Here is an 18,255-nt window from a genome sequence, read left to right as displayed (position 1 = left end):
ATTTTCTAAAAAAGCCCAAATCTCAGTATTTGGGCTTTTTTATTTAATAAAGTAATCTATTCTTAAATATATAAATTTTATCAAATCGAGATTTTCATAATGGTCTTTTTAGAACCAGAACAATATCAACAAAGATGCGTTCAACTTTTTAATTCGTATAAAAAAGATATTTCTACACTTCTACCCTTTGCCAAAATTGAACACATTGGTTCATCTGCAATACCTAATGCAATTTCAAAAGGTGATCTAGATATTTACGTTGAAGTTAAACCTGATCAATTTGAATTCGCCATAGCGCAGTTAAAAGCACTTAATTTTATGGAGAAGCAAAATACACTAAGAACAGATGAGCTTTGTATGCTCGAATCACTCAACAACGATGATGTGGCATTTCAAATTGTAGTAACGGATTCAGTATTCACATTTTTCTTAACATTTAGAAATAAACTTATGGATTCTCCAGCTCTAGTCAACGAATATAACCAGTTAAAATTAGAGTGTAGCTATTTAGACCATGACCAATATAGAACAATAAAAGCAGATTTTATTAATCGCATTTTGAAACATCCTTAATTTTAACGTTAGTCTTGCTTATTGATATCTAGCTAAAATTGGCTCCTGTAACCCCGTTTTTTTTGATACCATTCACTATTTGATTCTGTCTAAATTTTCTTTGTCTATGACCTCTTCTTATCATCAACAACTTCAAACTAAAATTGACCGCATTACTGCCCAATTTTCTGAATTTACTCCACCTACATTAGAAGTGTTTGAGTCACCTGAACAACATTTCCGTATGCGTGCTGAGTTTCGTATCTGGCATACAGAAAATGACATGTTCTATGCCATGTTTGAACGTAACGATGATGACAAGCAAAAAACTGTTGTACGCATTGATGAATTTCCGATTGCAGACCAAAGCATTAATGATTTAATGCCAAAGCTTTTGGAAGAACTCAAAGCGGAACCCAAGCTTTCTAGCCGTATATTCGAAGCTGATTTCCTCGCTACACTTAGCGGAGAAATGTTAGTTACCTTAATTTATCACCGTAAATTAGATCAAGAATGGGAACAGGCAGCTAAAGCACTTGCTGAGAAGTTAGACATTAAAATTATGGGCCGCAGTCGTGGCCAGAAAATTATTATTGGCGATGATTTCGTCGTTGAAGAATTTGAACTTTTAAACCGTTCATTTAAATACAAACAAATTGAAAGTAGCTTTACTCAGCCAAATGCACAGGTTTGCAAAAAAATGCTGCAATGGGCATGCGATGCGGCGGAAGGATCGAAAAAACACTTATTAGAGCTTTACTGTGGTAACGGTAACTTTACTCTTCCGCTTTCTTTAAAGTTTGAACGCGTTTTGGCAACAGAACTTGCAAAATCCTCTGTTTATGCTGCTCAATGGAACATCGAACAAAATCAGATTGATAATATTCAAGTAGCCCGTCTTTCAGCTGAAGAATTTACTCAAGCTTATCAAGGTGAGCGTGAGTTCCGCCGTCTGCAAGAAGCGAATATTGATATTCAGAGTTATGATTTTGATACCGTATTTGTTGATCCCCCACGTGCAGGGATTGATGATGAAACTTTGAAATTATTACAAGGTTTTGAACGTATTATTTACATTTCATGCAACCCGGATACATTGTATGAGAACTTAAAAATATTAGGTTTAACTCACCGTATTACTAAGTTTGCATTGTTCGATCAATTCCCTTATACGCATCATGTTGAGTCAGGTGTATTACTTGAGAAGATTTAAACAAAATCTTTCATTGTAAAGTTTTAAATAAGGAGGTTTTGTACCTCCTTATTTTTTAACACTTTATTAGTTAAGTATTTAAATTTTCAAAAAATATCAAGTCATCTATTCGTCATAATTTCGTTTAACTCAAGCATTCCTATCGAAAATTCTTGAGTTCAATTGGTGATTTTATCACTTATAGAGACTTGTATTTTATTTTAAACTGGCTATATTTCGATCTATGTTAAGTTGTATATGAAGGCTCTATGAGTTTTTGGCAAAAGCTGTTCTTAGCAGATCAACAGCATAACGAGCATAAAAACCAAACTGCTTGTGTTGAAAATGACTGCTCATGTAAAACAAATGAACAACTTCTAAGTGCTCTTGCACTAGCAACAGATGAAGATGTCATTAAGGGAATAAAAAAAGTTCTTATTTCCCGTGGTTATAGCCGAAAAGAGTTAAATGAACTCACTCAAAAACCATCTATTCACTAATAAAAAAGCCAGTCTTGTACTGGCTTTTTTATATTTCACTTTATTTGGCAATCTGTCTGTTCAACCGAACCAACTATTGGCCCCATTTCAAATAATTGATCATTACGCTTGTTTTTTTGAACATATAAACTAGAAATAGAACCATCGAGATATAAAGCCTGCTCTACCTTAAGATTTCTTTGAAAGAACTGAGCAAATCTGTAGAAACTCACGCTATTTTTCGATATTACAAAGTAGAGCTTATTATTTCGAATACCCACGCCATTACGAATTTTATTCGATTGAGAGTCTGGTAAAAAAAGGGAGTTTATCTTCCCATCAATAACTAACATCGGGCCAGATTGTGTCGCATACTCAACGTTCAAATCGCGTCGACTATATTGCTGTGTTGTTAAAATAAAGGCCTGTTTTTTATTCCAACCTAGCACACCATTCGGCTGTAAAAAGAAATTTCCCAATCCTTTATTTTCATTTAATGGCTGAATTACTTTAGCCTGTTCAACATACAGCCCTACTGGAGAAAATCCCGGATGAAACATCCCTGCATTCATTGCAAAAGAAAGACGCTCACATTGCTTTAAATTTTTCTGAATATTATTAAAGCTTTTGTAATACCGTTGATTAGTGGAATTCTTAAGAAACAAACGCAACTGTTTTAAATCGCTAATTGCAATCACATCATATTGATCGCCTTCCGCCGTTTTAAGTTGCTGATGTTCTATGGCATAGACAGACTGAATCAAAAGACCATATATCGTTAAGCACCATATCAACCATTTCATTTAGTGCCCCCAAGCATGACATTTTTCCTTCATATGAAATCTTTAAATTATATACAATAAAGACAAATAGATTAGGTATGTACCAAACTCATTCATTCGACGTAATCAATACACTCCACATGACTGATATTGGTTATAATGTTGGCAGCTTTCAATAAAAGCCATTTACACTTTATTGGATCAGCGTAAGCATGCAACAATCGAATAAGCGCTACCCTCTAGGGGCTCATCTCATCGTAAAGCATCTCGGCTATAGCCATCATGGTATATATGCGGGGAGAGGTCGAGTTATCCATTATTCTGGCTTAGCGCATTTCATCAAAAAACGCCCAATTGAAATCACTTCAATAGATGCATTCTCGCATGGCAAAAAAATACACGTTCGCTCTTATGACAAGCCGCGCTATAAAGGCAAAGCTATCGTGCGCCGCATGCGTTCACGTATGCATGAAAACCACTATCATCTCATTATTAATAACTGCGAACACTTATGCAGTTGGGCAATTACCGGAATTGAAAGTAGTACCCAAGTTGAACGTATGATGCACCGATTAACGACCATCGGTTATGTAAGTTCAATCATGAGCTATATGAATGGTATGATGCTTACTGTCGCAACCACATGTTTTGCTCTTGTTCTTTATATTAAGAAGAAATTGCGTGATCAAGCAAAAATGAAGGTTCCTACTTACCAATTCCTCAGAGAAAAATCTGAAAAAAGGAATATTGATCCTTCAGTCCCTTTAATATTTATAGATCCCGATAAAAAAGAACCAATTTAATAAAAAAGCCCTTATATTTGAGGGCTTTTTAGAAAACTTAAAACTTATTTTTTAGCTGCACTAGCAGCAGTTGCTTCAGTGGTAATATTTACAGTGATCTTATCGCCTACATTTGGAACGTAGTTACCTAGACCAAAGTCAGAGCGTTTGAATGAAGTTGTAGCATTGAAACCAATCGCTGGAACTTTTGCCATTGGGTGTTCGCCTTGCTTGTTTAAAACAGCATCAAGTACAACAGGTTTAGTTACACCTTTAACAGTTAAGTCACCAGTAATTTTAAAGTGCTTTTTGTCTTTGGTTTCAACTTTAGTACTTTTAAAAGTAATATTTGGATATTTAGCTGCATTAAACCAAGCTTCTTCTTGGAACTCTTTATCTAAAGCAGGAACGTTTGTATTTACGCTGCTTAAAGGAATAGTTACATTAACAGATGAGTTTGCTGGTTTAGCATTATCAACTTTAATTACACCTTGGATATCTGAGAAGTTAGCGCTTGGAGTAGAGAAACCAAAGTGATTCCACGAGAAAACAGTAGCTGTATGTGTTGGATCAATTTTGTAGTCAACTGGAGCAGCTAAAGTAACTGAACTAGCCAATGCTACTGCTAAACCGAAGCTTAATGTTTTAAGATGCATTTTTCGTATCCTTTATTGATATAGTCGTTAGTGTATACATCAAGTAATTTAATTCACTATTCTTTATAAAACGATATGTTTCATCCATGCAACAATAAAAGCGTTACAGTTATTATTTAAAAACAATATTATAAAGTATAGGTACTATCGTACCGTGTCTGGACTCTTAAATTAATTCGTTTTTACTTCGATTTTTGATTAATAATAAGGTAAAACATGACTAACACTGCTCAAGCACAAAGTACTTCTACTCCATATCGAGTAACTCTTACCGATCCTTCAGGTCACCAATGGTTTGCTGATGAACCTACCGATAAAGGTGGGCAAGATACTGCACCAAACCCAGTTCAAATCTTACTGTCTGCTTTAGGTGCTTGCACTACCATCACATTAGAGATGTATGCGAATCTTAAAGGTATTAAGATTGATCATGTTCAAGTGGACTTATCATTAAACCCAAATGGTGAGCCTGAAAAAGGCCAAAATAATATTGAACGCAAAATCACACTCAAAGGTGAATTCACGGAAGATCAACACAAGCGCTTATTAAAAGTTGCTGAAAACTGCCCTATTCATAAATTACTGACGTCTCAAATTAATATTCAAACCGAACTTAGCATTTAATCTTCAAATATAAAAAAAGCGCTCCATGAGGAGCGCTTTTTTTACACTACTTTAATATTTAAGCAGTTAATTCTTTTACTGCCGTAACAACAGCTTCAGTTGTAATACCAAAGAATTGGAACAAGTCTTTTGCTGGTGCAGACTCACCATAAGTTGTCATACCAATTACTTTGCCATCAAGACCAACAAACTTCCACCAGTAGTCAACATGAGCAGCTTCAACTGCAACACGTGCACGGATATGAGCTGGTAATACAGCTTCACGATATGCAGCGTCTTGTTTCATAAACTCTTCTGCACATGGCATAGAAACTACACGCACACCATCAAGTTGAGCATAAGCTTCCATTGCTAAAGAAATTTCAGAACCAGTTGCAATAATGATTGCTTTCAATTCGCCTTTTTCTTGAGCAAGAACATAACCACCCTTTGCAACATTTTGAATTTGTTCTTCAGAACGTGCTTGGAATGGTAAGTTTTGACGAGAGAAAATAAGTGCTGTAGGGCCATCTTTACGCTCTAGAGCAGATTTCCACGCAGTAGCAGTTTCTACAGTATCAGCAGGACGCCATGTATTTAGGTTCGGTGTACCACGTAAAGAAGCAATTTGTTCGATTGGTTGGTGAGTTGGACCATCTTCACCTAAACCAATTGAGTCATGTGTATAAACATGAATTACACGTTGTTTCATCAATGCAGACATACGTACTGCATTACGCGCATATTCCATAAACATTAAGAATGTTGCAACGTAAGGAACAAAACCGCCATGCAATGCAACGCCATTCGCAATTGCAGTCATACCGAACTCACGTACGCCATAATATACGTAGTTACCAGCTGGGTTTTCTTGAATACCTTGGCAACCTTTCCAAAGCGTTAAGTTAGAACCAGCTAAGTCAGCAGAACCACCTAATAATTCAGGCAATAAAGGACCAAATGCTTGTAATGTGTTTTGGCTCGCTTTACGTGTTGCGATGGTTTCGCCTTTCGCATTTGTTTCACGAATGAAAGCATCTGCTTGTGCTGCAAATTCAGCTGGTAAATCACCGCTAATACGACGAAGTAACTCAGCTGCTTCAGTTGGATATTTTGCTTGATATTGTGCAAATACCGCATCCCAAGCTGCTTCAGATTCAGTACCTTTTGCTTTCGCATCCCATGCAGCATATACATCAGCAGGAATAACGAATGCTTCTTCTTTCCAGCCTAATGCTTCACGAGTTAAAGTAATCTCATCTTTACCTAATGGCGCACCATGACAGTCTTCTTTACCTTGTTTATTTGGTGAACCTAAACCAATAATCGTTTTACACATAATGATTGTTGGTTTTTGAGTTTCAGCTTTTGCTTCGATTGTTGCTTGACGAATCGCATCAGCATCATGCCCATCTACACGAAGAACTTGCCAACCATAGGCTTTAAAACGCTCTTCTGTATCATCGCTGAACCAACCTTCTACTTCACCATCAATTGAAATGCCATTGTCATCATAATAAGCAATCAATTTACCAAGCTGTAAAGTACCTGCTAAAGAACATACTTCGTGAGAAATACCTTCCATTAAACAGCCATCGCCTAAGAAACAATAAGTAAAGTGATCAACTACTTTTAAATCATCTTTATTGAACTGAGCAGCTAAAGTCTTTTCTGCCAATGCAAAACCAACTGCATTAGCAATACCTTGGCCTAAAGGGCCAGTCGTAGTTTCGATACCTGGTGCATAACCATATTCAGGGTGACCAGGAGTTTTTGAATGTAATTGACGGAACTGTTTTAAATCTTCAATTGAAAGATCATAACCTGTTAAATGAAGCAAAGCGTATTGCAACATTGAACCATGGCCGTTTGATAAAACGAAACGGTCGCGGTTTGCCCATTGTGGGTTAGTTGGGTTGTGATTTAAAAACTCGCGCCAGACGACGTCAGCAATATCTGCCATCCCCATTGGAGCACCAGGATGCCCTGAGTTTGCCTGTTGCACAGCATCCATTGCCAATACACGAATTGCATTTGCAATACGACGTTCGTTTAAAGGGGTCGTCATAAGATCAGAATCCAATTTTAATAGATTGATGAAAAGAAGAAGATGAATAACAATTCAATGCGGCTATATTGTCTTAAAAAAAAGGCTGAGGGTAAACCCCAACATAGTATATTTCTTTATTTTTAACCGTTTCTTGGTTACACAAAAATCATTTGGACCTTTAAGCTATACAAAACAGTGCTCATTTTTTTAAATAATGCCTCCCTATACAAACAGACCGTTCTATTAGACTTTGATATATAGATAAAATATTTTGAATATCTCTATCTAGGTCGATCATGTTTCTTTTCTTTAAAATCCTACTTGTAAGACATAATCTTTTTGTTAATTCATATGTCTAAAAAGTACTCTAATAAGTAGTTATTAAAATACCAATACTTTAAATAAACATTCTTTATATCAATTTTACTAATACACTTATCAATTAAAACACAGTATAAATGAAACAAATTCATGCTTTTTGGTCAGTATGAACTGGTCCTTAAGCTCAAGTCGATGTAACATATTATGTCTTTTGAAATAACCAAGATAGGACTTTCATGCGCGAGTACGCTGTTTTTACCTCGGAATCTGTAAGCGAAGGTCATCCCGATAAAATGGCCGACCAAATTAGCGACGCTATTTTGGATGCAATCTTAAAAGAAGACCCATACGCACGTGTTGCATGTGAAACACTGGTAAAAACAGGCGCTGTTGTACTTGCTGGTGAAGTAACAACGACTGCTAATATTGATGTTGAAGCTGTTGTTCGTAATACTGTTAACGGTATTGGATACCACCACTCTGATCTTGGCTTTGATGGATCAACATGTGCTGTAATCAATATGATTGGTAAACAATCACCAGAGATTGCTCAAGGTGTAGACCGTCAAAAACCTGAAGATCAAGGTGCCGGTGACCAAGGTTTAATGTTCGGTTATGCAAGCCGTGAAACAGATGTTTTAATGCCTGCTCCGATTTCTTATGCTCACCGTTTAATGGAACGTCAGGCTGAACTTCGTCGCTCAGGCACACTTCCATGGTTACGCCCAGATGCAAAAAGCCAAGTTACTTTTGCATATGAAAATGGCAAGCCTGTACGTCTAGATGCAGTTGTTTTGTCAACTCAACATGATCCTGAAATTACTCAAAGCCAGCTTAAAGAAGCTGTTATTGAAGAAATTATCAAGCCGATCATTCCTGCGGAAATGTTCCACGCTGCGACTAAATTCCATATTAACCCAACCGGTATGTTCGTTATTGGCGGCCCTGTAGGTGACTGTGGTTTAACAGGTCGTAAAATTATTGTTGATACATACGGTGGTATGGCTCGTCACGGCGGTGGTGCTTTCTCTGGTAAAGATCCATCTAAAGTTGACCGTTCTGCTGCATATGCAGGCCGTTATGTTGCAAAAAATATTGTAGCAGCTGGTCTTGCTGACAAATGCGAAATTCAGGTGAGTTATGCAATTGGTGTAGCTGAGCCTACTTCAATTTCAATTAACACCTTTGGTACAGCAAAAGTTTCTGATGAGTTGATTATTCAACTTGTACGTGATCATTTCGATTTAAGACCGTTTGGTATTACTCGTATGCTGGATCTTATTCAGCCAATGTATAAACAAACTGCGGCTTATGGCCACTTTGGTCGCGAAGGATCAGATACTGCATTTACATGGGAAAAAACTGATAAAGTTGAAGCTCTTAAAGATGCTGCTGGCCTCTAATATAAAGTCATAAAAAAGCCCGCCAATGAGCGGGCTTTTTTTACAGTTCAAATTTCATAATATGTAGGGTTTACTCTTCTAGCAACCATCCTTGATGCCATATCATTTGTAGCTCTGATCAAAATTTATTGTCTTGTGGTTTTATCATCCTGATTTAATACATCAAGTAATGTTGACTGCATCGGAGTATCTTGATGGTTCTGGACATAAATATGGACAACTTTAAATACAACGACAACCGCTAGACAAGCCATCACACAAAACATCCACAAACCATATGGGCTTCGAATATGTTGCGAACCACAATATGGACATGATTTATCAGTTGATGCCACAACTTTGTCGCAACACGCACAATGGTATTGATATAGCATAGGTAACCCTCCTTCCCTCATTTCAACCGTTGTTTTTTTAATAGGTTTGCTGCATTTTTAATTTATACATCCTTTATATTTATCCTATGTGAAATGAAAAGATAATTCAATCTGAATGAACAATTGAGTCAATTAAAAAATATTATTAAAATACAAAAAGATAAGTTAAATATTATTTTTTGGCACTATTTTTCTTATTTTGATATTTTGCCAAATTTGCTAAAATAAGCGAATAATCTCACATTTTAGGCAAATGCATGTCTCATACACAGCTGATTAATAAAGGTGGCTTTCGCGAAAGAGCAAACCGAAGTCGAGGTTATCAACAATCTGAAAACAAGCAAACCGCTTTACCTTCAAATAAATATCAACCACAGCCGAAACCACAAGAAGAAACTAAATTAGAAATAGACGATAGTGATTCATCTACTTCGGTTTCTCAGAATCAATAATAATTTTAAAAATAAAAAAAGCTTAAACCCATGAGGTTTAAGCTTTTTCATAACATAATTACTTATTAATCTTTATTTTTATGCTCAATTTTTTTGTGGTTTGGCGTAACATCTCTCGCTTCGCCATCAATGACGTTTGAATCATGGTATTGGCCTTGACCACCACCTTGCTGATTCTGCATATCTTGCATTTGGCGCATTAAATCAGCAAATGGATTTTGTCCTGAAGCATTACCGCCCATACCACCCATCATTTTATTCATCATGGCTTGTTGGCGTTTTGCAAGAGTTCTCATCGCTATGTTACGGAATGCGGTTTGAACACCAGGAATCAAAATTAAAACCGCCAAAACATCAGATACAAGACCTGGCAACATTAATAAGAAACCTGCAAAAGCGTAAGCAAGTTTTTTAGTTACAGTTGGGTCACTACCTAGCTGGCCTGTCATCTGCATTTGCTGTAATTGAGGCATAATACCAGCAGTACTTCTGCGAATAAGCCCCAAACCAATAAAGAAAGCAATAATGAACCAAAAGAACACGTACCATCCACTGATGAACTGTGCTACGCCAATCCATACGGCAATTTCAACAATCGCGCCCAGAACTACAATAAGAAGTAAATTCATGTAAAACTTTATCTATCTCAAAAAGAAAATTCATTGCAGTTTTATTTGACCTAACCCTATCTAAGTTTCACATAAGGATTAAGCATTTCTCTTAACTTTGATTGTTTTGTCTAATTTCTAAAAAATTAACAATACCATCGGATCAATAAGAGTCTGCAATACTGGAGTACATTTGATTTTAACTCGATAAAAACAAACATGCTTTCTTATTAATGAGTGCTGTATCAGGTTTATCAAGTGCCACTTCAATCAGATTTTAAATTTTTTACTTTATTTGAGCGAAAAGTTCTTCGAAAATGAACGTATTTAGTCAAAGAAGGTCTTATTTACCTAGCAAATTTATGAGTATTCCTTTATTTCCGTTGTACCCTTGGAGAACTTAAAATACTACCGACATGTAGATCTCGCTAAATAGCTTACATTTTACCTATCTAAAGTCAGTTCTATACAAGTTAAATTAATTAATAACACTTCACAAATTAGACTTAGTCAGAACTATGTATAAAAAAGTCCTTGTCGTTGCAACAGCTACTCTATTTTTATCTGCCTGCACTTCTAACACGGTAAAACAACACCAAATACACTCTATTTCCGCCAATAAAAATTCACAAGAAATTAAATCTCTGTTTGATCAGGCACACACCACGGGAGTTTTAGTGATTAAGCGTGGGCAGACCGAAGAAATTTATGGCAATGATCTTAAAAGAGCATCAACAGAATATGTTCCCGCCTCTACATTTAAAATGCTAAATGCTTTAATTGGACTTGAACACCATAAAGCAACGACAACAGAAGTATTTAAATGGGACGGGCAAAAGCGTTTGTTTCCTGATTGGGAAAAGGACATGACTCTAGGCGATGCAATGAAAGCTTCTGCTATTCCAGTTTATCAAGAACTAGCGCGAAGAATTGGACTTGATCTTATGTCTAAAGAGGTAAAACGTATTGGTTTCGGTAATGCGGACATTGGTTCAAAAGTAGATAATTTTTGGCTTGTCGGCCCACTTAAAATTACACCTGAACAAGAAACCCAATTTGCTTATGAATTAGCTAATAAAACTCTTCCATTTAGTAAAAATGTACAAGAACAAGTCCAATCAATGGTGTTTATAGAAGAAAAAAATGGACGTAAAATTTATGCTAAAAGTGGTTGGGGATGGGATGTTGAACCACAAGTTGGCTGGTTAACCGGCTGGGTCGTTCAACCACAAGGAGAAATTGTAGCGTTCTCACTCAATTTAGAAATGAAAAAAGGAATTCCTAGTTCTATTCGAAAAGAAATTGCTTATAAAGGATTAGAACAACTCGGTGTTTTATAATTTAGGCTCTATAGCCCTGTTTTTATTTCATCATAAACTGGGCTATTTTCTTAAACTTGAGATTTGAGCTTTATGATTTACCCATCAACTGGCTGCTGCGGCGTATTTAAATTTAACTGATAAAAAGCAGCATCCAACCATTGTCCAAACTTAAACCCGACTTGTTTAAAAGTACCTGCATGGATAAAGCCCATTTTTTCATGTAAACCAATGCTTGCCTGATTGGTCGCATCAATACAGCCTATCAATACATGTAGCTCAGCCTCTTGAGCACGCTTAATCAACTCTTGCATTAAAAATTTGCTTAGCCCACAACCACGATGCTCATGATGAATATAAATACTATGTTCAACAGTATATTTATAGGCAGGAAAAGCCCTGAAAGTCCCCCAGCTTGCAAAACCTAATAACTTGTTTGTTTCATCAATAATACCAATCACTGGAAAACCATTTTCTCGTTTAACTGAAAACCAGTTTTTCATCGATTCTTGAGAGCGCGGTAAATAGTCATATAGAGCGGTAGAATTGATGATTGCCTCATTCAGAATCTCTAATATAGCCCCAGAATATTCTGCTTCATTACAATCAATTAAACGAAAATTAGAATTGAGGGAATAGGTCATAAAGATTCCTTAACGGCAGAAATAAGTTGATTAGAGACGACTAAAATATAGCGAGCGACTTGAGATGAATTATTGCTGTATATGACGGGCTGGTTGAGTTGCATTGCCAAGCAATCCCCTGTGCTTAAAGCATAAGAAGAATCACCTAATTGAATATCAATTTCACCTTCAACCACCCAGAGTTGCTGTTGTACCACCTTGGAGGTTTCACTAATTTCATACGTAATTCGTGACTGAGGCGGGAATTCGATTTCAACGATTTGAAATGGAGATTTCCAATTTGGCGGTGAAACCTGACGGCGAATATAACCTGTTTCAGGATCTTTCCATTCTGATTGTTGAGTACGCCGAACCATAGGTTGAGGTGATTGATTGTTTTGTGGAATATCAAATAGCTGAGTCAAAGGCACACCTAAACCATTTGCCAGCTTTTCAAGGACAACAGCTGTAGGACTCGCCTCACCTCGTTCAATTAACGAAATTGCAGAACGACTTACCTGACATCGAGTTGCAAGAACATCTAAGGTATATCCACGGGCTAGACGCAATTCACGTACTTGCTGCGCAATGCGTATATTTATATCTTCCATCTGCCGACAGACTTTAATTCCAAAATTATAGATAATTATTCCATTAAAATAGAATTACATCAAATGATTTTAGAAAATATAAATTGGTTTAATAAAAACCGAAAAATAACCATTCATCACAGCATTCTTTAAATTACTCATGCATAACCGTTTTGGCTATGTAACAATACCTACTGAACTATTTATATAAGTCTTCACATGGCATTGATTATTGGTATTGACCCGGGTTCACGCTTAACAGGTTATGGAATCATTGAAAAAGATGGTAGCAAACTGCGTTTTGTTGATGCCGGTACAATCCGAACAGAAACTCAAGAAATGCCTGAACGCTTAAAACGTATTTTTGCTGGCGTTGAACGCATTGTGAAATTTCATGGTCCCACTGAAGCTGCGGTTGAGCAGGTCTTTATGGCTCAAAACCCAGACTCTGCTTTAAAACTGGGACAAGCTCGTGGTGCTGCCATAGCCGCATTAGTTAATTTAGATTTACAAGTTGCAGAATATACTGCCCGTCAAATTAAACAGTCTGTCGTAGGGTATGGTGCAGCAGACAAAGAACAAGTACAAATGATGGTCATGCGGTTACTTAACTTGACGATTAAACCTCAATCCGATGCAGCCGATGCTCTTGCTGCCGCTATTTGCCATGCTCATGCATCGGGAAGTATGAGTAAACTTTCTGTTCTTAATGCCTTAGGTGGTATGGCGCGTGGACGAAGCCGCTCTAGCAGTCGTAGACGTTAAAACTTTTTAGTTCACTACTTGAGTAATTGCTTCATTCATTTGATAAGCCTGTAAACCACGCATACCTTGTTTTGCAAGTTCATCAGCTGCTTGAGCATGAAGGGTAACAATCTCATGTAATGCAATTGCCTTATGGAACTGAGCTTTTAGACTTGTAATCATTCCAGCTAATACATCACCCATTCCACCAGTTCCCATACCGGCATTACCTTCGGTACAAATATACAAGTTATCCTCTAAAATTAAGCTACCCGCACCTTTAAGTACCCACTGACCCCCATATTTATGTTGCAAGGCATAAATTGCAGCAATTCGATCATTCTCAATTTGCGCTGTAGAAGAACCAAGTAAGGTAGCAGCTTCTCCCGGATGCGGCGTCGCATAAACATGTTCACCCAATTTTTCAGGCTGCTTGGCAAGAAACCATAAAGCATCTGCATCTAAAACAGTTTCTAGGTGTGTAGTCTGATTTAACAAATTAAACCATTGCTGATAAATTTGCTGTGCCCAATCGTCACGGCCTAGACCCATTCCAAAACATACTGCATCAACTTGAGATAAAATCTCTCTAATATTTTCTTCATCTAAAGCATTAATATCACGGAGCATAATATTAGGTGCCCGCGATAAAATAGCTTGATGATGGTTGCGATGACAAATCACTGTAACTTTACCTGCACCTGCATGAAAAGCAGCTTCAGCAGCCATAATGACAGCACCACCCATTTGCTCATGTCCACCAACCACTAAGACATGACCATAGCTGCCTTTATGACCAAAAGCCAAACGTTTAGGAAGCTTAATACTTGTCGGTGTCAAATAAGCTAAAGGTTTCAGCTCTTCATCTATTGGAATTAAATTAACTAAATGAACTTGCCCCACATATTCTTTACCTTGACCTGTAAATAATCCAGCTTTAAGACCTAAAACAGTAAAGGTATGATCAGCTCGTATTGCAAAAGGTAAAGCACAGCCTGTATTTGCATGTAAGCCACTCGGTATATCAATCGAAATTTTTAAACCAGATTGTTCATTAAATTGTTGAATAGCCTGTTGCCAATTAATATTTAATTCGCGATTTAAGCCTATGCCAAATAGAGCATCAATATGGCAATCAAATGTACTTTTAATATCAAAATTTGAATGAATTTGAACTTTCTTTTCTATAGCAAATTGCGCTGCACAATGTAAATCGGTTGATTCACCCAATTGAGCGGCAAATATTTCAACGTGAAATCCAGCTTGTTGTAGATAACCTGCTATAAAGTAGCCATCACCTGCGTTATTGCCTTTCCCACACCAAACAGCAATATTATTAATGCTACGATCTTTAAAAAGCTCGATGAACTGCTGAGCGATTGACCAAGCTGCTTGTTGCATTAAACCTAATGAGGAGTTTTGTGCAGCAAACCAACGCCGCTCCCATGCTCGAATATCATCGCTATGGTAAACTACCGCCTGCATATTATTATCCTCTTGCATTTTGGTTTATGACATCTTCCGACACATCACGCATTGCAGTACAACAACTTGATCCTCATGAATTAAAAGCATGGATCAAAGCTCAAGCCTTAGACTTGGGTTTTGCTGATTGTGTCATTGCAAAACCAGATGCTCAAGAGCAAATGCCACGTTTTTTAGAATATCTAGAACGTGGTTATCATGCAGACATGACCTATTTAGAAGAAAATCTAGAAAAACGCGCCGACCCTACATTATTAGTTCCTGGCACAAAAAGTATTATTTGCGTTCGTATGAACTATCTTGTGGAATCTCCCAAACCTCGATATGTACCTTTCGAACCAAATTCTGCGATTATCGCCCGTTATGCACGTGGCCGTGATTACCATAAAGTCATGCGTGGCCGATTGAAAACTTTAGCAACACGAATTCGCGAAAAAGTCGGCGATTTTGAATCTCGCCCTTTTGCAGATTCGGCTCCTATTTTTGAGAAATCATTAGCTGAAAGTGCAGGAATGGGTTGGACAGGTAAGCATACTTTACTCATTCATAAAAAGTCGGGTTCTTTTTTTGTATTAGGCGAGCTATTTACGTCACTCGATTTACCTTTCGACGAACCTGCAACAGCACATTGTGGTTCTTGTAGCGCTTGTATTGATATTTGCCCAACGCAAGCGATTGTCGAGCCTTATATGCTAGATGCAAGGCGTTGCATTGCTTATTTAACTATCGAATACAAAGGAATTATTGCTGAAGAATTACGTTCAGGAATTGGTAATCGAATTTTTGGTTGTGACGACTGCCAATTAATTTGCCCATGGAATAGTTTTGCCAAAACTGCGTCCATTAGCGATTTCAATCCTAGAAATGGATTAGACAATATTAGTCTACTGGATATTTGGCAGTGGGATGAAGCCAATTTTTTAGCCAATACAGAAGGTAGCCCTATCCGCCGGACAGGTTATCAATCATTTAAACGTAATATTGCTATCGGATTAGGAAATGCTCCTTATTCAAAAGAAATTGTAGATCAGCTACACAAAGGCAAAAATTTACATGACGAAATCGTCAATGTGCATATTGATTGGGCAATTGAACAGCAACTTAATCAACTTCAGCTATCAAATTAAAAAAATGATGTTTTTTGCCCTATAGCTTTAATACGAATTCTGTATGATTATGTGTAGTGAATTAATGCCATCATCATGGATATGACAATGACTCTACGTAATGATTGGAATCGTGAAGAAATCCAAGCTTTATATGAACAACCTTTTTTGGATTTAGTTTTCAAGGCTCAGCAAGTACATCGTGAGCACTTCACTGCCAATTCGATTCAGGTCAGTACCCTTTTATCTATTAAAACGGGTAAGTGTCCTGAAGATTGCAAATACTGCTCACAATCCGCACATTACGAATCAAAATTAGAAGCAGAAAAACGTATCGCTGTAGAAAAAGTGATTAGCGAAGCAAAAGCTGCAAAAGATTCAGGTTCGTCTCGTTTTTGTATGGGTGCTGCTTGGCGTAACCCACATGAGCGCGATATGCCTTATGTTTTAGAAATGGTACGTGAAGTAAAAGCGTTAGGTTTAGAAACATGCATGACTTTAGGCATGCTTAACCAATCTCAAGCAGAACGTCTACAAGTTGCTGGTTTAGATTATTACAATCACAACCTAGATACATCTCGTGAGTACTACTCTCACATCATTAGTACACGTACTTTTGATGATCGTTTAAATACCCTAGATTATGTTCGCCAAGCTGGTATGAAAGTTTGTAGTGGCGGTATTGTAGGTTTAGGTGAAAGCCGTGATGACCGTGTTGGTTTATTGCATGAACTAGCTACCTTGCCAATTCATCCAGAATCAGTACCAATTAACATGCTTGTTCCAATTGAAGGAACACCTTTAGCAGATGTTGAAAAGCTTGATGTAATTGAGTGGATCCGCACTATTGCCGTTGCACGCATTATTATGCCGCATAGCTATATTCGTTTATCTGCTGGTCGTGAGTCATTAAGTGATTCAGATCAAGCATTAGCATTTATGGCGGGTGCAAACTCATTATTCTCTGGTGATAAATTACTCACCACACCAAATGCAGGTGAAGGTAAAGACCAAGCATTGTTTAATAAACTAGGCTTAACCGCAGAAAAACCAAAACCTACAGTTGCTGACTTATCAGTAAATGCAATGAGTGCATAACTGAGTGCAGTAAAATTAAAAAGCCCTGATTTTCAGGGCTTTTTAATTTAAACAGAAGTAACTAAAATTCCGTAAGTGGCATTAAGAAATGTCCCTACTCGAATAATGTCTTTTCCTGCTGCATGTGTTACAGACAGCTCTTGGCTCAATACATCAAAATTAAAAGAATCAAAAACATCTTGATGGTGTAAGAGCCAAGTCACTGTATCTGCTATCTGATCATCCGCAATATAAGTTAAGGCCTTAAAGTCTTTACTCATAAATAACTCTTAAAAATAAATTTTATGAATTTTATATGAGTTCACTCTACCTTAAAAGAAAATCTAAGCTGCTTTAGGATTCACTAAAGAACGGCCTGACAATAAGCTTGTTAAAGCTTGCGGTGAAAATTCCAAAGAAAGTACATGATTCTTGAGATTAACAGAGTGCTTACTAATCAATGGAAGTAACCCATCTTCTGTTTCAAAGACGTATTCATCTGCAATATTTAAGATACCCTCAAGATTAGTTGTACTTGAAGCAAGATCATGACTAAAGATGTCATAAATCGTTTGTAGGTTAAACGTTGTCTGCTGCTCCGTTGGGTGCTTAATCAGATAATCCTTTAAAAACAAAACTAGTTTATGAGCAAAGAAAAAGTAATTTGGTTTATAGCTATACTTCATAGTATTCATGGAACGGAACTCCAGATTATCTTTTATTGAATTACAACTAAAACAGTAGGAATTGAATCTTAAAAAATTCTTAAAAAATAAATTTATTCACAAGATAAATTAAAAAATAATTTTATTATTAAAAAACATATACTTAAACAAATAAAACACACTTTTTTAGTCAAAAATATTTTAATGTTAGATTAATTTAATAAAATACAAATACTTAAATATTACAAGTTTTTTAATTCTATTTTAAAAATGAATCACAAAGTATTTTACCAATTGATAAAAAATATATTTCAAATATATTTCTTTATAAAAAAATTGATCAAAATATATATAAATATAATGTTTTTCTTGTTTTTTGGTTGAAAAGTGAT

Annotated in this window: 21 protein-coding genes; 11 read left to right on the top strand and 10 right to left on the bottom strand. The window is 36.6% G+C overall.

What is annotated here, in order from left to right; genetic code table 11:
* Positions 1-99 precede the first annotated feature (99 nt).
* The 3 genes from ACS125_RS12260 (at position 100) to ACS125_RS12250 (ending at position 2,244) form a co-directional block, all read left to right on the top strand.
* Positions 100-573 (top strand): GrpB family protein, encoded by a 474-nt coding sequence (locus ACS125_RS12260; protein ID WP_312822417.1) that lies wholly within the window; start codon positions 100-102, stop codon positions 571-573.
* 106 nt (positions 574-679) lie between these two features.
* Positions 680-1,765 (top strand): tRNA (uridine(54)-C5)-methyltransferase TrmA, encoded by a 1,086-nt coding sequence (trmA, locus tag ACS125_RS12255; RefSeq protein ID WP_312822419.1) that lies wholly within the window; start codon positions 680-682, stop codon positions 1,763-1,765.
* Between the two features lie 248 nt (positions 1,766-2,013).
* On the top strand, positions 2,014-2,244 hold the full coding sequence (locus ACS125_RS12250) for a hypothetical protein (RefSeq protein WP_003651412.1): 231 nt from the start codon (positions 2,014-2,016) through the stop codon (positions 2,242-2,244).
* A gap of 35 nt (positions 2,245-2,279) precedes the next feature.
* On the opposite strand, the gene ACS125_RS12245 is transcribed toward ACS125_RS12250, so the two are convergent.
* A complete protein-coding gene (locus ACS125_RS12245; protein ID WP_443272383.1) occupies positions 2,280-3,026 on the bottom strand; it encodes a phosphodiester glycosidase family protein in 747 nt (248 codons plus the stop codon).
* A gap of 191 nt (positions 3,027-3,217) precedes the next feature.
* Between ACS125_RS12245 and ACS125_RS12240 the strand changes: the two genes are divergently transcribed.
* Positions 3,218-3,808 carry a lecithin retinol acyltransferase family protein gene (locus tag ACS125_RS12240; protein ID WP_443272381.1) on the top strand — a complete coding sequence of 197 codons (591 nt, stop codon included), beginning with the start codon at positions 3,218-3,220 and terminating at the stop codon, positions 3,806-3,808.
* 44 nt (positions 3,809-3,852) lie between these two features.
* On the opposite strand, the gene ACS125_RS12235 is transcribed toward ACS125_RS12240, so the two are convergent.
* A complete protein-coding gene (locus tag ACS125_RS12235) occupies positions 3,853-4,443 on the bottom strand; it encodes a YceI family protein (RefSeq protein WP_151747975.1) in 591 nt (196 codons plus the stop codon).
* A gap of 216 nt (positions 4,444-4,659) precedes the next feature.
* Between ACS125_RS12235 and ACS125_RS12230 the strand changes: the two genes are divergently transcribed.
* Entirely contained in the window at positions 4,660-5,067 is a 408-nt protein-coding gene (locus ACS125_RS12230) for an OsmC family protein (RefSeq protein WP_151962671.1), read from the top strand.
* Positions 5,068-5,125: 58 nt separating this feature from the next.
* Here ACS125_RS12230 and tkt read toward each other — a convergent pair whose 3' ends face one another.
* Positions 5,126-7,114 (bottom strand): transketolase, encoded by a 1,989-nt coding sequence (gene tkt / locus ACS125_RS12225; RefSeq protein WP_004792800.1) that lies wholly within the window; start codon positions 7,112-7,114, stop codon positions 5,126-5,128.
* A gap of 539 nt (positions 7,115-7,653) precedes the next feature.
* On the opposite strand from tkt, the gene metK reads away from it, so the two are divergent.
* Positions 7,654-8,820: a methionine adenosyltransferase gene (gene metK, locus ACS125_RS12220; RefSeq protein WP_004792802.1), complete on the top strand. Its 1,167-nt coding sequence runs from the start codon at positions 7,654-7,656 to the stop codon at positions 8,818-8,820.
* Between the two features lie 125 nt (positions 8,821-8,945).
* Here the strand turns inward: metK and ACS125_RS12215 are convergent, their stop codons facing one another.
* A complete protein-coding gene (locus ACS125_RS12215; protein ID WP_016138343.1) occupies positions 8,946-9,194 on the bottom strand; it encodes a hypothetical protein in 249 nt (82 codons plus the stop codon).
* Between the two features lie 257 nt (positions 9,195-9,451).
* On the opposite strand from ACS125_RS12215, the gene ACS125_RS12210 reads away from it, so the two are divergent.
* Positions 9,452-9,646: a hypothetical protein gene (locus ACS125_RS12210; protein WP_049836500.1), complete on the top strand. Its 195-nt coding sequence runs from the start codon at positions 9,452-9,454 to the stop codon at positions 9,644-9,646.
* Between the two features lie 65 nt (positions 9,647-9,711).
* Here the strand turns inward: ACS125_RS12210 and ACS125_RS12205 are convergent, their stop codons facing one another.
* Positions 9,712-10,275, bottom strand: a complete 564-nt coding sequence (locus ACS125_RS12205) for an FxsA family protein (RefSeq protein WP_111853744.1) — start codon at positions 10,273-10,275, stop codon at positions 9,712-9,714.
* A gap of 497 nt (positions 10,276-10,772) precedes the next feature.
* Between ACS125_RS12205 and blaOXA the strand changes: the two genes are divergently transcribed.
* A complete protein-coding gene (blaOXA, locus tag ACS125_RS12200; RefSeq protein ID WP_224971621.1) occupies positions 10,773-11,594 on the top strand; it encodes an OXA-213 family carbapenem-hydrolyzing class D beta-lactamase in 822 nt (273 codons plus the stop codon).
* Positions 11,595-11,671: 77 nt separating this feature from the next.
* On the opposite strand, the gene ACS125_RS12195 is transcribed toward blaOXA, so the two are convergent.
* Both ACS125_RS12195 and ACS125_RS12190 read right to left on the bottom strand, forming a co-directional pair.
* Positions 11,672-12,217 (bottom strand): GNAT family N-acetyltransferase, encoded by a 546-nt coding sequence (locus tag ACS125_RS12195; RefSeq protein WP_443272376.1) that lies wholly within the window; start codon positions 12,215-12,217, stop codon positions 11,672-11,674.
* The gene (locus tag ACS125_RS12190) at positions 12,214-12,807 is read right to left on the bottom strand and encodes a helix-turn-helix domain-containing protein (RefSeq protein WP_443272374.1); all 594 of its coding nucleotides are present in this window, start codon (positions 12,805-12,807) and stop codon (positions 12,214-12,216) included. Before ACS125_RS12190 ends, ACS125_RS12195 begins: the two co-directional genes overlap by 4 nt.
* Before the next feature lie 198 nt (positions 12,808-13,005).
* Here ACS125_RS12190 and ruvC point away from each other — a divergent pair, with 198 nt between their 5' ends.
* Positions 13,006-13,551, top strand: a complete 546-nt coding sequence (gene ruvC, locus ACS125_RS12185; RefSeq protein ID WP_002121356.1) for a crossover junction endodeoxyribonuclease RuvC — start codon at positions 13,006-13,008, stop codon at positions 13,549-13,551.
* A gap of 6 nt (positions 13,552-13,557) precedes the next feature.
* On the opposite strand, the gene ACS125_RS12180 is transcribed toward ruvC, so the two are convergent.
* Entirely contained in the window at positions 13,558-15,015 is a 1,458-nt protein-coding gene (locus tag ACS125_RS12180; protein ID WP_443272372.1) for an NAD(P)H-hydrate dehydratase, read from the bottom strand.
* Positions 15,016-15,041: 26 nt separating this feature from the next.
* Here ACS125_RS12180 and queG point away from each other — a divergent pair, with 26 nt between their 5' ends.
* A complete protein-coding gene (gene queG, locus ACS125_RS12175) occupies positions 15,042-16,142 on the top strand; it encodes a tRNA epoxyqueuosine(34) reductase QueG (RefSeq protein ID WP_443273967.1) in 1,101 nt (366 codons plus the stop codon).
* An 87-nt stretch (positions 16,143-16,229) separates the two neighbouring features.
* Positions 16,230-17,219: a biotin synthase BioB gene (gene bioB, locus ACS125_RS12170; RefSeq protein WP_004792815.1), complete on the top strand. Its 990-nt coding sequence runs from the start codon at positions 16,230-16,232 to the stop codon at positions 17,217-17,219.
* 47 nt (positions 17,220-17,266) lie between these two features.
* Here bioB and ACS125_RS12165 read toward each other — a convergent pair whose 3' ends face one another.
* Both ACS125_RS12165 and ACS125_RS12160 read right to left on the bottom strand, forming a co-directional pair.
* Positions 17,267-17,479, bottom strand: coding sequence for a hypothetical protein (locus ACS125_RS12165; RefSeq protein ID WP_151962665.1), 213 nt, complete (start codon positions 17,477-17,479; stop codon positions 17,267-17,269).
* Positions 17,480-17,542: 63 nt separating this feature from the next.
* Positions 17,543-17,893: a hypothetical protein gene (locus tag ACS125_RS12160; RefSeq protein ID WP_151962664.1), complete on the bottom strand. Its 351-nt coding sequence runs from the start codon at positions 17,891-17,893 to the stop codon at positions 17,543-17,545.
* Positions 17,894-18,255 lie beyond the last annotated feature (362 nt).

Source organism: Acinetobacter sp. PFS20 (assembly GCF_052261015.1).
In the GTDB taxonomy this organism is placed as follows: Bacteria; Pseudomonadota; Gammaproteobacteria; order Pseudomonadales; family Moraxellaceae; genus Acinetobacter.
Note: the sequence above shows the minus strand (reverse complement) of the source record. Positions and strands in the feature narration are given on the sequence as shown.

Coding starts and splice junctions, on each gene's coding strand:
- ACS125_RS12165 (WP_151962665.1), bottom strand. CDS start 17,479: ATGAGTAAAGACTTTAAGGCCTTAACTTATATTGCGGATGATCAGATA.
- ACS125_RS12205 (WP_111853744.1), bottom strand. CDS start 10,275: ATGAATTTACTTCTTATTGTAGTTCTGGGCGCGATTGTTGAAATTGCC.
- ACS125_RS12210 (WP_049836500.1), top strand. CDS start 9,452: ATGTCTCATACACAGCTGATTAATAAAGGTGGCTTTCGCGAAAGAGCA.
- tkt (WP_004792800.1), bottom strand. CDS start 7,114: ATGACGACCCCTTTAAACGAACGTCGTATTGCAAATGCAATTCGTGTA.
- ACS125_RS12260 (WP_312822417.1), top strand. CDS start 100: ATGGTCTTTTTAGAACCAGAACAATATCAACAAAGATGCGTTCAACTT.
- ACS125_RS12160 (WP_151962664.1), bottom strand. CDS start 17,893: ATGAATACTATGAAGTATAGCTATAAACCAAATTACTTTTTCTTTGCT.
- queG (WP_443273967.1), top strand. CDS start 15,042: ATGACATCTTCCGACACATCACGCATTGCAGTACAACAACTTGATCCT.
- ACS125_RS12245 (WP_443272383.1), bottom strand. CDS start 3,026: ATGAAATGGTTGATATGGTGCTTAACGATATATGGTCTTTTGATTCAG.
- metK (WP_004792802.1), top strand. CDS start 7,654: ATGCGCGAGTACGCTGTTTTTACCTCGGAATCTGTAAGCGAAGGTCAT.
- ACS125_RS12235 (WP_151747975.1), bottom strand. CDS start 4,443: ATGCATCTTAAAACATTAAGCTTCGGTTTAGCAGTAGCATTGGCTAGT.
- ACS125_RS12250 (WP_003651412.1), top strand. CDS start 2,014: ATGAGTTTTTGGCAAAAGCTGTTCTTAGCAGATCAACAGCATAACGAG.
- ACS125_RS12230 (WP_151962671.1), top strand. CDS start 4,660: ATGACTAACACTGCTCAAGCACAAAGTACTTCTACTCCATATCGAGTA.
- ACS125_RS12240 (WP_443272381.1), top strand. CDS start 3,218: ATGCAACAATCGAATAAGCGCTACCCTCTAGGGGCTCATCTCATCGTA.
- ACS125_RS12180 (WP_443272372.1), bottom strand. CDS start 15,015: ATGCAGGCGGTAGTTTACCATAGCGATGATATTCGAGCATGGGAGCGG.
- ACS125_RS12215 (WP_016138343.1), bottom strand. CDS start 9,194: ATGCTATATCAATACCATTGTGCGTGTTGCGACAAAGTTGTGGCATCA.
- bioB (WP_004792815.1), top strand. CDS start 16,230: ATGACTCTACGTAATGATTGGAATCGTGAAGAAATCCAAGCTTTATAT.
- blaOXA (WP_224971621.1), top strand. CDS start 10,773: ATGTATAAAAAAGTCCTTGTCGTTGCAACAGCTACTCTATTTTTATCT.
- ruvC (WP_002121356.1), top strand. CDS start 13,006: ATGGCATTGATTATTGGTATTGACCCGGGTTCACGCTTAACAGGTTAT.
- ACS125_RS12190 (WP_443272374.1), bottom strand. CDS start 12,807: ATGGAAGATATAAATATACGCATTGCGCAGCAAGTACGTGAATTGCGT.
- trmA (WP_312822419.1), top strand. CDS start 680: ATGACCTCTTCTTATCATCAACAACTTCAAACTAAAATTGACCGCATT.
- ACS125_RS12195 (WP_443272376.1), bottom strand. CDS start 12,217: ATGACCTATTCCCTCAATTCTAATTTTCGTTTAATTGATTGTAATGAA.